This window comes from Mesorhizobium sp. WSM4846 (assembly GCF_055811415.1).
Map to the genome: position 1 here is coordinate 200,622 of NZ_JBVVPZ010000005.1, position 14,380 is coordinate 215,001.

General features: G+C 61.6%; 11 protein-coding genes. 8 read left to right on the forward strand and 3 right to left on the reverse strand.

The genetic code is table 11. The annotated features are described in order from the left end of the window. The 6 genes from tssM to AC0L15_RS07470 are packed head-to-tail and all read left to right on the forward strand — an operon-like array spanning position 1 to position 8,053. Positions 1 to 3,537: a type VI secretion system membrane subunit TssM gene (gene tssM / locus AC0L15_RS07445; protein ID WP_287244465.1), complete on the forward strand. Its 3,537-nt coding sequence runs from the start codon at positions 1 to 3 to the stop codon at positions 3,535 to 3,537. Beyond that, positions 3,534 to 4,061: a type VI secretion system-associated protein TagF gene (tagF, locus tag AC0L15_RS07450; protein ID WP_287244467.1), complete on the forward strand. Its 528-nt coding sequence runs from the start codon at positions 3,534 to 3,536 to the stop codon at positions 4,059 to 4,061. Before tssM ends, tagF begins: the two co-directional genes overlap by 4 nt. Further along, complete coding sequence (locus AC0L15_RS07455; protein ID WP_287244470.1) at positions 4,061 to 5,164, forward strand: DUF2169 family type VI secretion system accessory protein; 1,104 nt, start codon at positions 4,061 to 4,063, stop codon at positions 5,162 to 5,164. Before tagF ends, AC0L15_RS07455 begins: the two co-directional genes overlap by 1 nt. Continuing rightward, entirely contained in the window at positions 5,161 to 6,183 is a 1,023-nt protein-coding gene (locus AC0L15_RS07460; protein WP_287244472.1) for a 3-oxoacyl-ACP synthase, read from the forward strand. Before AC0L15_RS07455 ends, AC0L15_RS07460 begins: the two co-directional genes overlap by 4 nt. After that, positions 6,183 to 7,130: a DUF4150 domain-containing protein gene (locus AC0L15_RS07465; protein ID WP_287244474.1), complete on the forward strand. Its 948-nt coding sequence runs from the start codon at positions 6,183 to 6,185 to the stop codon at positions 7,128 to 7,130. Before AC0L15_RS07460 ends, AC0L15_RS07465 begins: the two co-directional genes overlap by 1 nt. Next, positions 7,130 to 8,053, forward strand: coding sequence for a beta propeller repeat protein (locus tag AC0L15_RS07470; protein WP_287244477.1), 924 nt, complete (start codon positions 7,130 to 7,132; stop codon positions 8,051 to 8,053). Before AC0L15_RS07465 ends, AC0L15_RS07470 begins: the two co-directional genes overlap by 1 nt. A gap of 14 nt (positions 8,054 to 8,067) precedes the next feature. Here AC0L15_RS07470 and AC0L15_RS07475 read toward each other — a convergent pair whose 3' ends face one another. The 3 genes from AC0L15_RS07475 to AC0L15_RS07485 are packed head-to-tail and all read right to left on the reverse strand — an operon-like array spanning position 8,068 to position 11,176. Then, on the reverse strand, positions 8,068 to 8,412 hold the full coding sequence (locus AC0L15_RS07475) for a hypothetical protein (RefSeq protein ID WP_473496071.1): 345 nt from the start codon (positions 8,410 to 8,412) through the stop codon (positions 8,068 to 8,070). Beyond that, positions 8,412 to 8,837, reverse strand: a complete 426-nt coding sequence (locus tag AC0L15_RS07480; protein WP_287244480.1) for a DUF6484 domain-containing protein — start codon at positions 8,835 to 8,837, stop codon at positions 8,412 to 8,414. Before AC0L15_RS07480 ends, AC0L15_RS07475 begins: the two co-directional genes overlap by 1 nt. Before the next feature lie 11 nt (positions 8,838 to 8,848). Continuing rightward, positions 8,849 to 11,176: a type VI secretion system Vgr family protein gene (locus tag AC0L15_RS07485; protein ID WP_287244483.1), complete on the reverse strand. Its 2,328-nt coding sequence runs from the start codon at positions 11,174 to 11,176 to the stop codon at positions 8,849 to 8,851. A gap of 199 nt (positions 11,177 to 11,375) precedes the next feature. On the opposite strand from AC0L15_RS07485, the gene tagH reads away from it, so the two are divergent. After that, positions 11,376 to 12,446: a type VI secretion system-associated FHA domain protein TagH gene (gene tagH, locus AC0L15_RS07490; RefSeq protein WP_473496072.1), complete on the forward strand. Its 1,071-nt coding sequence runs from the start codon at positions 11,376 to 11,378 to the stop codon at positions 12,444 to 12,446. Positions 12,447 to 12,856: 410 nt separating this feature from the next. Then, complete coding sequence (tssL, locus tag AC0L15_RS07495) at positions 12,857 to 14,368, forward strand: type VI secretion system protein TssL, long form (RefSeq protein ID WP_287244488.1); 1,512 nt, start codon at positions 12,857 to 12,859, stop codon at positions 14,366 to 14,368. Positions 14,369 to 14,380: the final 12 nt, after the last annotated feature.

A 14,380-nucleotide genomic window follows, 5' to 3' on the forward strand; every position in this document is an offset into this window, starting at 1 on the left:
ATGTTCATCCTGCGCTTCCTCTGGGCGGTTCTGACATCGCGCTGGCTGTGGACGCTGATCGGCATCGCGCTGCTTTCTCTGGTTATCTGGGTGTTCGGCCCGATCGTCAGGGTCGGTGCTTACGAACCCTTCGCCTCGGAAAATGTCCGCATCGTCATCATTGCGCTGCTGGTCATCTTCTGGCTGATCTGGCTGATCGTCGCGCAGCGCCGGGCGATCCGGGCCAACCGCATGTTCGTCGCCGAAATCGCTGCGCCCGTGGTGGAAAAACCGCTGAGCCCCGGCGAAGAGAACGTCGCCGCCGTCGGCGCCAAGTTCGCCGAGGTGATGGTCGAATTGAAGCGCCGCAAGCTCGGCGGACGCAAGTTCCTGCGCGAGATGCCGTGGTACGTGATCGTCGGGCCGCCGGCCACCGGCAAGACCACGGCCTTGCGCCAGTCCGGCCTGAACTTTCCCATCGACCTCACCGACGACCTGCAGGGGGTTGGCGGCACCCGCAACTGCGACTGGTTTTTCTCCGAGAATGCAGTTCTGATCGACACGGCGGGCCGCTACGTGCAGCAGGAGAGCCAGCCGGACGTCGATGCGGCGGAATGGCTGGGCTTCCTCGACCTCCTGAAAAAGCATCGCGGCCGCCGGGCGCTCAACGGCGTGATCGTCGCGCTTTCGATCGACGTGCTTTCAGAGGGCGACGAAGCCATCAAGGCGCATGGCCGCAAGATCCGCCGTCGCCTGGCAGAGCTCAACGACCGGCTCGAAATCCGCCTTCCAGTCTATCTGATGCTGACCAAGGCCGATCTGATCAAGGGTTTCGAGGCTTTCTTCGGCGGCCTGTCGACGGCCTCGCGCGAGCAGGTCTGGGGGACAACCTTCGCGCTGGATGCGCGTGTCGACGCAAAGACCATAGAACGGGAAATCGCAACCCTTGCGACGCAACTCGAGCGGCGGCTGGTGCCGCGCCTGGAAGACGAGGACAAACTCGCCGCCCGCGCCGAGATTTTCAGGTTTCCCGCCCAGCTGACGAGCCTGTCCGAGCCGATCCAGGTGCTGGTCGAGGCGATGTTCGGCGAAAGCCGCTACGAAGAAGCCGCCTGGCTGCGCGGCGTCTATCTGACGTCGGCGACCCAGGAAGGGGCGCCCATCGACCGGCTGACCGCGGCGCTGTCGTCATCCTTCGGTCTTCCGCCGCGACGGGCGATGCCGGCGCCGCGCGTTGAAAAACGCAGCTTTTTCCTGAAGAACCTGCTGACCGAGGTCATTTTTAGGGAAGCCGGCCTGGGGACGTTCGATCCGCTGGCGCAGCGCCGCCGCGCCTGGATCTGGCGGGGCGCCGCGGCAGCCTGTGCCGCCGCCGCCCTGTTGGCCGGTGCGATGTTCACCTGGTCCTACTATGACAACCGCAATGCCATCGCAGCGCAGGCGGGCCAGTTCGAAGCGCTGCAGGCGCCGCTGACCGCGGCAGCCGCGAGCCCGGCATCGGTGGAGCAGCCCGCCATTGACAGCGCGCTCAATGCGATGGCAGAGGTCGCAAATGCCCGTACCGCACCGCCGAGCAGTGCCCAGGACCTGCTGGGGCCATCGGCGTCGGCAGAGCTGCTGCGGGCGCAGGCCGACACTTACGACCACGCTTTGCGCAACGTCCTCGAGCCGCACATGGTCGCCCTGCTCGAGGCGACCATGTGGCGGCAGATCCGCGATCCGGATTTCATGCTGGGGGCGCTAAAAACCTATCGGATGATGACCGGCCTGTCGCAGATGGACGCCGATTACGTCCAGAGCTGGTGGGTCAACGATTTGCCGGAATTCGCACCGGCGGCGCCGTTTCCGACCGCCGATGCGGAAGAACACCAGCTTGCCGCGATCCGTCGCATGACGGTCGACGACAGCTACATCGCCCCGGATCAGGCGCTGGTTGCCGAGGCGCTGAAAACGGTTTGCACGATTTCGCTGCCGGCGCGTGCCTACAGGCAGTTGCTGGCCGATCCGGCGGTGGCCGGACTCAAGGAATGGATCCCGGCGAATTTCGCCGGCCCCAACGGCGCCAAGGTTTTTGCGCGGCGTTCCGACAAGACGTTGCGCGTCGGCATTTCGGGCGCGTTCACCTATTCCGGCTTCCACGATGCCATTCTCGACCGGATCGAGGATGTCGCCGCCCAGGCCGCGCTGGATCGCGCGGTGTTTGCCGGAGGCTGCTCGGAAAATTCCGAAACCTCTGTCTCGGCGCTGTCCGAGGATATTCTGAAACTCTATTATGAAGACTACATCGCGCAATGGGACAGCATCCTGCGCGATATCAGGCTAGCGCCATTGGCCGACCTGAATGTCGCCAGCGAGAACCTCAAGGACCTTTCGAGTGCCGACTCGGCGCTGAAACGTTTGCTTACGGCGGTCGTTCAGGAGACCGAGCTGACCCGGTCCGATGAAGCGCCGGCCGACAACAAGGCGGCAGCCAAGGGCACCTCGAAACTGCTCGGCAAGCTGGGGAAGCTTGGAAAGATCGTGAAGACAGGTGCAAAACTGCTGCCGCGCGCAGGATCCGCCAACGAGGTGGATCTTACCGGCAACCTGGTTGCCGAACATTTCAAGCCGCTCAAGGGGGCGATCGCCGAGGTCGACGGCCAGCCGCCGGCACTCGACGCCGCGGTGGTGGCGCTGACCGCACTTTCGAACGTGCTGCAGACGGTCACGGCCAATCCCGATCCGCAGGACGCCATCAAGAAGCAGGGTGGGCTGGCCGAACTGACGGGAGCGGTCGCCAGGCAAGCGCAGATCCTGCCCGATCCGGTCGACGACTGGCTCGGCGGCATTGCCGGCGACACCAGCGGCCTGACCCAGAAGGCGGTCACCTCGGAGCTTAACGCCATCTGGCGCGCCGACATCCTGCCGTTCTGCCAGGCGGCGCTGAACGACCGCTATCCGTTCAGCCCCGAAAGCGCGGTCGACGTCAATGTCCGCGATTTCGCCCGCCTGTTCGGGCCGGCCGGGATGATCGACACCTTCATCAACGACCATTTGATCAGCTATGTCGACACCGCCAGCCAGCCGTGGAAATGGCGCGCCGATTTCGGCCTCGATGCGGCGGCTCTGGCGGCGTTCGAACAGGCCAGGCGGATCCGCGACGATCTGTTTTCAGGCGGTACGGGGCCGGTGATGAGTTTTACGCTGCAACCGACGGATCTGTCGCCCAACGTCACGCGCGTGACGCTCAATCTCGATGGCCAGAACCTCGTCTATTACAACAACGCGACGCGGCCGCAGCCGATGACCTGGCCCGGCAAGGACGGCACAGGCGTTATCTCGCTCGCCTTCCAGCCGATCGACGGCTCGCCCGAAGTCATGTTGAACGAAACCGGCAGCTGGGCGTGGCTGAGGCTGCTGCGCAGCGGCCGCTTCACCGGCACCTCGCTGTCCGACGTCTACAGCCTGCGACTGGGCACGCAAGGCATGTACGCCGATTTCGAGCTCAAGGCGGCAAGCGTCGAGAACCCCTACAATTTGCAGATGTTCAAGAAATTCTCATGTCCGCCGCAGATATGATCCTGCCAGGCTTTTACGGCAAAATGCCCGCCACTGGCGATTTCGTCACGCGGCGGCTGCCGGGGGATTTTGTGCGCAGCTGGGACCGCTGGCTGGCGCAGCACATCGTGCCGCTGATCGGCTCGGAAACCTGGCCGCGCACCACCGCGCTGCGCTTCCTGGCCGGCCCGGCTTCTTTTGGCGCATCGGCGGGCATCATTCTGCAGAGCGCCGACAGGGTCGGCCGGCAGTTCCCTCTCAGCGTCGTTGCGCAGCTTCCCGACGCGTTCATTCTACTGGCTCGCGCCGATGCTTGGTTTGCCGGGATTGAAGAGGCTGCCTTTGCCGCCCAGCAGGGCGAGATGACGCCCGACGAGCTGGATGCCACTTTAAGCGTGCTGCCGGTGCCGCTGCTCGAGCCGGGCGAAGAGATCATCAGCGATATGGTGATGTGGACCGCCCGTTCAGACATTTTCGATATTGATCCGCAATCGCCGCAACCGACGCTGGAGCAGATTTTTGCCGCCAACTGGGAGACCAGCTGATGCAGATCTGGAACCAGATGGGGTATCCGCATCAATTCACCATGGGCATGGACAAGGCCGGCCACGAGTGGATCGTGGTGGTGGTGAAGGGCACGTTCGACTTTCCTGCAACGCCTGGCGGGCTGGTGCAAAAATCTGCAAAGCAGGCGCCGCTGGTCATGGCCGACACGCACACCGGCGAGCCCGGCTATTCGGCCACGCTTTGGGAGACCGACTTCGCATTTCGCAAGCCGCGCTGTGACGTGATTGCCAATGGATTTGCCTACGCTCCGGGAGGACGTCCGGCCGAACGCGTGCCGGTCGGCATCAAGGTGGGCAACTGGTCAAAACTGTTCGAGGTCGTCGGCCACCGCGAATGGCGGCCAATCGGCCCGGTATTTACCGCCACGTCGCCGCAGCCCTTCCTGAAATTGCCCATCTCCTATGACGTTGCCTGGGGTGGCGTCGACAGACTGGACCCGGAGGACAAGCTCCCCGCCAGCTACAAATACAACCCGGTCGGAACCGGCTGGTCGCGGACCAAGAACCAGCGCCTCATTCCGGGCCTACGGTTACCGAATACGCAAGCTGTCGGCGAAGAAATCCGCTCGCCGTTCGGCGACTACAAGCCGATGAGTTTCGGGCCGATGGGACGCGGCTGGCCTGGCCGGATCGAATATGGCGGGACTTATGACGAAAACTGGACGAAAAACATCTTTCCCTTCCTGCCACCGGATTTCGACGAACGCTACTTCCAGATGGCGCCGCCGGATCAACAGATCGACCCGCCGAAGGGCGGCGAGGAGGTGCAACTCGTCAATCTGACGCCTGAAGGACGGGTGAGCTTCCGGATGCCGTCGACGGCACTGCCCATCACTTTGTTCAAGGGCCGGCAAAAGGCTTACGAGGCCGACATCTATCCTGATACCGTTCTCCTCGAGCCCGAGAAGCGCCGCTTCTCGCTGGTCTGGCGTATGTCGCAACGCATTCAGCGGACCATCATCGATTTCTCGGAGTGCTGGGTCGGCCCGCCGACGCCCGCTATGCTGAGGGCGAGGAGCAAGGGAAAACGCTACATTCGCATAAACCGCATCACGCCAGTGCGAGAGAGCGAAGCCGCATGAGCACGAGGCTCGACATCGTCTCGATCGGCATGGTGACGGCTGTCGGCCTCGACGCGCCATCGGCCTGCGCAGCGATGCGGGCACGACTCGATGGATTCCAGCAGACGCGGCTTCTTGGCTCCGCCGGCGAATGGCTGACCGGTGCGCCGATCCCGCTGCCGCGCAATTGGATCGGCGACAGGCGCATGGCGCATTTGGCGGCCGGTGCCATTTGTGAAGCATTCGAAAGCATACCCGAGGCACGCGGCCAGACAGCACTGATCCTATGCCTTCCCGAGGAGGACCGGCCTGGTAGGTATGTCCGCGATGATTCCGGTTTGCTCAGGAGCATTGCGGAGATCGTCGAAATCGAGCTGCACCCAAGCTCCAGAATAATCGCGCACGGAAGACCTTCCGGCATTGTCGCGTTGGATCATGCTCGACGGCTGCTGGCGTCAGGCGATGTGCCCTTTGTCGTGATTGCCGGCGTCGACAGCTATCTAACGAGTCAGACGGTCACCCACTATCTTTCACGCAACCGCATCCTTACGCCTCGAAATCCCAACGGGTTCATACCCGGCGAAGCGGCGGCTGCGGTGATCTGCACCCAACGTCGGCAAACAGGAATGCGGCTGTTCGGTCTCGGGCTCTCACGCGAGAACGCGTCGATCTACAACACCGAAGATTTGCCACTCCGCGCCGACGGCATGACGGCAGCCTATCGTGCGGCGTTCGAAGAAACCGGGATCGAAATGAACCGCCTCGGATACCGGATTGCCGATCTCGTAGGGGAGCAATACTGGTTCAAGCAGAGCGCGCTGGCCAGCCTGCGCCTGCTGCGCGGCCGGCACGAATTCCAGGACATCTGGTCGCCGGGCGAATCTCTCGGCAATATCGGAGCCGCCGTGGTGCCCCTCATGATTGGCATGGCTTTTACCGCCGCGCGCAAAGATTATGCCGCGGGAAATCCGGTCTTGATCGAGGCATCGAATGATGCCGGCGCCTGCGGCGCGGCGATCGTCGCATCGAGGGCGCTGTGATGGGCGCAGTGTTCGCCAACGGCCTGGAAATTTCCGGCAAGGCTGTGAACGCGCAGACGATCGCCGCATTCCCTGACGTCTGTTTCACACCACCGGAAAACCCGGCAACGCCGCCTGGAGTACCCATCCCCTACCCCAGCTTCGGAATGGCCGGCGACACCGAGCAAGGCACCGGCACCGTCAAGATCGGCGGCAAGACCGTCAACATCAAGAACAAGTCGGACCTGTCCAGGACATCCGGAACCGAGGCCGGCTGCGCCGCCAAGAAAGGCATCATCACATCAAAGAATACCGGAAAGGGCTACTTCAATTCCTGGTCCAACGATGTGAAGTTCGATGGCGAGCCGGTCATCCGCATGACGGATCTGGCCACCAACAACCATGCATCGCCGACCGGAAACACGGTTACGTGGCCGCATACGGCGGCATTAACCGTCGGTGGGCAAGACTGCGCGACAATTTTGAACAACGTTGGGATATACGTCCATCAACACAAGGATTCTGACTGCGCGCATCCGACGGAATCCGAGCACTGCTTTGAGAACCAGATGTTCCAGAGGAGTCGCGGCGGCGAGAACTATTCCGGCTGGGGAAACTACGACGTCGACACCGCGCCGTGCATCTGCATGGAATCCTACAAGAAAACCAAGACCGGATTCCGCAAATCCGGCTCGGGCTCGAAGCGCGGCTCGCCGCACAACAAGAAGACGAAAGTCGTCCGCGAATTCTTGAAGAAAAAGCGCAGCCCGACCTTAGGCGATGCGATCAAGGAGGTGCAGCAGGCGGTCGGCGACCATCATGAAAAGTTGCAGAGCTGCACCCCACAGGAGAAGACGGACGCGCTCGAATGCCTCAAACTCGTCCTCCTCGACTACCTCGTTGACTGCGCCAGAGCACCGAAGCCGACGCATGCTCAGTTGTTAGCTAAACCGGTAAGGAAGAAGTGATGCGTGAACCTGAATCCATCGCCGATTTCGACCCCGAAGAAATCGATGTCCAAGCCGTTGACGGATTTCATCATGGCGGCAATCGCTTCAGCGCGAGCTTCGAGCTGAGCGATCCCGATGACGAGTTCAGCCGATCCTATCTTCTGGAAATCGAGCTGGGACGAACCATTCGTTTCAACGCAAGGCTTCAGATCGAAGACGCAATACGCTCGCACGTCAGTTTCGGGACCCAGGATCATATCGCGCTCGAACTCGGCGGGATCATCCACGACCTCCCCCCGGGGTCGGCGTCACGCACGGAATTGCCCGAAGGTGTGCTGACGCGCTTGTGGGCGCCGTCCCGCGACCGTGTTTTCGCGATTGGAGGGCGCGGCGTGAGTTATCTGCGTGAGCGAGGCCAATGGGGCCAATTGGACACCTTTGACGAGGCTGTGCTTAACGATATTCATGGCCGCAAGGGCGGGCCAATCTATTGCGCCGGCGACCGAGGTCTTCTTCTGAGACTCGACGGGCGGCACTGGGACCGTATTGATCTGGGCGTCGAGGAAAACTTCAATACCGTCCTGGCCGGGCCTGAAGGCGAGGTATACATTGGTGGGGCGAACGGGGCGGCCTACGAGTTGCGCGACAGCCAATTGATTGCCCTGAAGGCCGATGAGGTCGACTACTTCGACATCTGTGAATTTCGCGGCAAACGATATTGGTCGGACATGAGCTATGGCGTTTCGGTGCAGAAGGGACGTGAGCTCGTGCCCATGCTGGAAACGGAACAGGGCTTTACAATGTCGGCGACCGACGAATTTCTTGTTGTCGCGGGCTGGCACGAATTCTTTCTGTTCGACGGCACCGACTGGTCTGGCTTCGAAATGGGCTATGACGGCAACATTTTTCTGCGAACCGTCGATATGAACAACTATCGCTAATCTAGGATTGCGGGTCATCGGTTCTGGCTGAGCGTCACGCCCAGATATTGCCTCACCTTTGTAAGGTCCAGATTCACGATCTCAATTGGATTTGGCGCTGCCAGCATCCGCAGCACGAAGAGCTCTCCCGCCTCAGGGAATTCCTCATAGCGCTGCTGCGCGATCTTGTGGCCGAGGTCTCCGGCTACCCGCAGACCATCCAGATGGGCCTCCAACCTTTCGACCAGGCGGGCAAGGCGCACTTCGTCCATCTCCGGATTTTCGTCGGGATGGAGCAGGTGCTGGTCATAGATCGTCCAGAGAAACGCCGCCATTTCGGCATGCTGTCGGACAATATCGCGCAGGACTGGCGCCACCATCAGTTCAAGTTCACCGAGCCACCACGGATACGATTGGCGGCGCTCGCGTGGCTCGTAACATAGGTACCGCGAATAGTGATGTGGCCGTCCTTTTCCATGATGATTGTGGCCTTGCCGCAGCGCAGTTCTATTCGTTCATCGCCCACGATCCTTACCTGTTGGCCGTCGCGTATGACTTCCGGAGCCCACGTCTTGCGACTTGGTTTCACAATGCGCCCTACAATGAGAGGCCGCCCAACATCACCGTCTTCGAACATTAGCGCCACCTCCGCGCCAATCATGTCGGAACTCATCTCGGCCAGGCTTCGAGCCCTTACGGCGGTCTCCTTCGCATTGCCTGGGAACACGACAAGCGGGGCCTCGTCATCGAAGCCTAGAAAAATTCCGATTATTACCCCTTCGATCCGCTTTCTGGTCTTGGTCATCCCGGCCGCCCTCAATTCTGCTTGATCTCCGAACCTTTCATCGTGATGTCGCTTGAAGCCTTCACGTTGATCTTGCCGGAGCCTTTGACGGAAATGTCCTTGCCTTCGATGTTAATAGTGCCGTCCTTTTTCATCGAAATCGCTGCCGACCCGCATTTGATCACGATGGAATCGCCGGCTTCTATCAATAAATCTTTGCCAATCTTAATGGCACCGTCCTCGCCAACCTGAACAAGGCTGCCCTTGGCTATTTTCAGTGCGCGCGAACCACCGACCTCGGTGGCGTCGTCCTTGGCAATCTTGGCCGATCGCCCAGCCCCGATATCGGTTCCTTGATCCTTTGCGATCTTGATCGTCTGGCCGGCGCCTATCTGCACGCTCTGGGCAGCAGCGATCTTCCAACTGTCCGCCGCCCCTATGTCGTGGCTCTGCGCCGCCCCTACAGTGACCGACCGTGTCGCACCGATTGTATTCGCCTGCGGGCCACCCACGGTCCGGGTCTCGGATGCGCCGACTGAATCGACCCGAGCCGCGCCAACGGTCACCGTCTGGACGATCGCGACCGTCTGCGTGTGGTTGGCGCCGATCGTCTCCGTCGAGTTCGACCCAATTCCGATCGTCTCGTTCGACCCCACCGTCAGCGAACGGTTCACCCCCACCGTCTCGGTGTCGTTGTTGCCGATATCGGTTGTCTGGTCGACGCCGACCTTGACCGTCTTGTTGTTGCCGACGTCCTCGTCGAGGTTGTGGCCGACGGAGTGCTTGGCGTCGTGGTCGATGCGATCAGACTGGTCGTGCTGCACCAGCTTGGTGCGGTCGTTCTTGATCAGAAGGTTGTGATCCTTCTGCGCCTGGAAATTGACCAGTTCGGAGCCGGCCTTGTCCTCGAACATCAGCTCGTTGTAACCGCCGCCGCCTTTCGAGGAGTCGGATTTCCAGCCGGATTGCGTGGCGTTGCCCGGCAGTCCGTAGGGCGGCATCTGCGAGGCGTTGTAGACGCGGCCGGTGATGATCGGCAGATCCGGATCGCCTTCGATGAAGTCGACGATCACCTCCTGGCCGATGCGCGGTATCTGGATGAAACCCCAGCCGCTGCCGGCCCAGGTCTGCGAAACCCGCACGAAGCAGGAGCTGTTCTGGTCCTTCTTGCCGAGACGGTCCCAGTGGAACTGGACTTTTACCCGGGCATATTTGTCGGTGAATATTTCCTCGCCGGATGGGCCGACCACCGTCGCCGTCTGCGGACCGCGCATGATCGGCCGTGTCGTGACCCGCGGCGGGCGATAGGCCAAGGCGGTCGGCGCCACGCCGAGGATCACCTTGAAGTTCTCGCTTTCGACGTCGGCAAGGGCTCTGTAGCCGGGATCGAACAGCCTGTATTCGGCGCTGACCACCAGATATTCCTGGTTCTGGTCTTCCCTTGGGAAGCCGTCCAGCTTGAAGGTGCAGCCGGAATACAGGCCGCGCACGGTGCCGACTGCAGCGATGCGCTGGTGCACGGCCTGAATTTCCTCGCGCCGTATCGCGGCCAGGCTGTCGCCGCGGCCGACGTCGAGATGCGCGCCGGGCTGGCGGTAGTTCTCGCCCGCGGCCAGCTTGTGACTGAACGGCTGGGCGGATTTGGCCATCAGGTCGGCGCCCGGCTTCTCGAAATCATAGTCGGTATGGACATAGGCGCCCGGCCGCACCGAGCTGCCCGGAATCCATTCTGTGATGTATTCGACATCGCGCCGGGAGCCCTGCCCTTCAAAGTGATAGGGCACCTTTTCATAACCCGGCGCCGGCTTGAGCTTGTTCATGGCATCGGCGAGCACAAGCGTGTGCTTGCCTTCGTCGTGCTCGAAGAAATACAGGATGCCTTCGTGCTCGAGCAGCCGCTGCACGAAATCGAGATCGCTCTCGTCATACTGGACGCAGTATTCGCGCGGCGGATAGGACCCTTGCAGCCGCTTCTCGAATTTTGCCGTGCTGTATTTCGAGAAAACCTCCTCGACAATTTCGATGACGCTCATGTTCTGGAAAATACGGCAATCGGTGGTATTGCCGAGAAACCAGAGCCATGGCCTGATGACGGCTTCGTAGTAGGCCAGACGGTCCTCGATCCGGGTCAGCCGAAACTCGGAGACAAGGCCGCTGAACCAGCGTTTGGGATCGGATTCACCCTCGATCGAAACCGCGCCGCCCAGCATCTTCAGCGGATCGATTTCGGGGCTGCTGCTGACGAACCCGACCGTATAGGCCAAACAACGACTGATCTCATCGCGCCCGACAAGATGCGTGAAGGTCAACAGGTCAGCGCCAACCGGCGTCTGCACAACCGTAGCACGTTCGTTCGGCATGGGTCGTGCCCCCTCCCGCCGCTCGTTTCTGCGTGAGCCTAGCACATGTCTTGCACCGACCAAAGGGGAACGCTTGGCGGCTGCAGCCTGGTCGCCTGTGGAATCATCGACTTGAACGCTTCTGTGCCGCCGCTCACAAATTGCTGGTATAATGGGGTGTCCTGGGCGAGTTTCCCGACAGGATCGACGGCGATTTTGAATGTTCATCAGGCTGCAGATCAACAATGTCGTCTCCCTGCCCGCCGGTATGTCGACCGGCTACTCCGCTCGTGATCGCAGCTTTGAAATCGGCCGCGAGGCCTGTGATTGGACCTTGCCCGATCCCGACAAGTTCATCTCCGCCAGACACTGCGAAGTGCGTTACCAGGGAGGCGCGTTCTGGCTGCACGATATCTCGCGCAACGGCACATTCATCAATGGATCGACCCAGCGGATGGCCGGCCCTCACCGGCTCGGTCAGGGCGACCGGTTGCTGATCGGCCGCTATGTCGTCCTGGTTTCGATTGATGACGAGCGCGCCGCGACAGGGCATCCTCAAAGCAGCCACGGTTCGACGCAGCGACAAATGCCTGTCGCAACCGGCCGGCCGCAGGATTTCGGAGACCAGCCTTTCTTCGAACCGGTGGCGCAACGGCCCGGGCAGAGAGCACCGGTGGCTTCGCCGCTCGCGCCTCTCGCTTCGACGCCCGCGCCTCTCCCGACGAAGGACGAGGTGTTGCGGGACATCGCGATCGCAGCCGGCATCGCGCCGGAACTGCTTCAATCGCGTGATCCGCATGAAGTGGCCGCCGAAATCGGCGCGGTGCTTCGGACGGTTGTCGAGGAACTGGCCCTGCTGCTGAAGGCACGTGCGGCTGCGAAAATACTGGCCAAGAGCACACACCGGACGATGATCAGCGCTGCTGACAACAATCCCCTAAAATTCGTCCCGGGAACCGACGACATCCTCGAGATCATGTTTGCGCGGCGCAGATCCGGCTACCTTGATGCCAGGCACAGTGTCGAGGACGCGTTCCGCGATCTCAAGACGCACGAATTTGCCACCTATGCGGCCATGCAAGCTGCGCTCTCCCGGCTGCTTGACGATTTGTCGCCTGAGGCGATCAGCAAAAAACTCCCACCGACGTCATTCACATCGAAGAAGGGCCTGGCCTGGGACGCCTTCGTCGCCAAATGGCGGACCATGGAGGAAGCACACGAAAACGGCATGCTGGACATATTCCTGGCCTATTTCAGCGAAGCCTATGCCAAAGCCGACAAGCAAAAGTAGACTGGAAATCTGGCAGGTGCTCCGGAAATCGGATCGGTTTGCTGCGCTTAGCTTCGGCTGCGGAGCGGATCACGCACCAGGTGGAATGTATCCTTGGCGAGCCCAAAGATACGGCGCTGTCGTTGGCGAAGAAAAATTCTTTGGCAGCGCTGCATCTGGTTCCAATCGACCGTTTCTAAGCTTACGATCATTTTCGACAGTTCGCCAGCGGGTAAGGCTGATTGACCTGGGGGTCTGCGGCACATGTCATGTTACTGCGGGTTAGAAAGATATAGCCGACCTTCCTCCGGACACTGCCCTCGTCAGCAGCGCCTGCAGTTCCTGCGCCTGCAGTCCCTGCGCCCGGCCGGGGACCGTCTTGCCCTGATGTGGCGCGCATGCGGCACCGACGCGTGCACGGACGATTGGCGATGAGCTCGAAGGACGACCCTTTCGGCCCAGCGGGCAAGACCGTCATTCGCGCACCGCGCCGTGCTGAAAAATCAGCGCCCGATCCCCAGCGGGCCGTTGCCGACGGCGGGCGCCCCGGCCCCTCGCCGGTCAAGGATTCAACGGTTTTCGATCCGGTCGCTCGGCATGCACCGCCGGGCTGGACATCCGGAACCGTGATTTATCAGGGCGCAGACCCCGGCGCAGCGGCGGCAACCGGCTCCGTTGCGGCGGCGCCGGGCATTCAGCAGGAAATACTGCTGCATGCCACGGACAGCGTCAAATATTCCGCAGCCAATCAGATCCTCGCCGCGGCCGCGCCTTTGCTGATGCTGTTTGGCCAGCTCAGGCTTATGGCTGTCGAAAGGCAGGCGGAGCAGCTGGCGGAACATGTCGCCGAGGCGATCGAAAAGTTCGACCGGACAATGGAGAAAGCCGGTGTTCCCGAAGAAGATGCACGGATCGCAAAATTTGCTCTCTGCGAAACCGCTGACGACCTCATCGGCAATCTGCCTTGGCCCAGGACAGACGCCTGGGCGCAGCACAGCATGCTGTCACAGTTCTTTCACGTCGTGCCCACCGGCTCAGGCTTCTACCAAGCGCTGAACAAGATACTGGCGGCGCCGGAGGCACACTACGATTTGCTTGAACTGATGCATGCCTGCCTGTCGCTGGGGTTCGAAGGCCAGTATCGAGGCCTTGCGCGCGAGGACAACAATCTCGAACGCGTTCGCCGCGACGTCTACGAGACGCTTCGTTACTTCAGGACGCGCGCCGACGACGACATCTCCCCCCACTGGCAAAGCCTGGCGGTGTCCAGCCCACAGTCGTCGGCCCGGCTGCCGCTCTGGGTGATTGCGGCGGCTGCGTCGGCGCTGCTGACGGCGGCATTCTTCGCATTGCGGGTCTTCATTACCGACGAGGGCGATGCCCTTGCCGGCAGATTGCTGGCGCTCGATCCGTCGACTCCGATCGCCATCGAACGCGCCAGCGTGGTGCCGTCGGCTGCGCCGGTGAAAGTCGCTCCGCCTGTCGCCCCTACCCGTTCTCAGATCGATCGCATCCATGCGGCACTGGCCAAGACTATCGCGCGCGGCGGGCTGAGCGTCGGCACGCAGGGCAGGTTCATCATCGTGGAGATCAACAATGTCCTGCTGTTCCCGTCCGGCAGGGCCGAGATAAAACCGGAGTTTGGACCAATCGCCGCGGACATCGCCGCAGCACTCGAACCGGAGCCTGGACCGATCATGATCGTCGGCCACACAGATAATGTGAAGCCGCGGAAATCGAGCGAGTTCAAATCCAACTTCGACCTTTCCATCGCCCGGGCGAAGGCCGTCGCAGCTGTCATGGCGCCACGGTTCAGCAAGCCTTCCCGGATCACCGTCGACGGCAAGGGTGAAGACGAACCGATCGCCGACAATGCGACGCCGGAAGGCCGCGCCCAGAACCGCCGTGTCGACTTGATGATCCCCAAGGAGGAAACGCTGTGAGCACGGCCATTT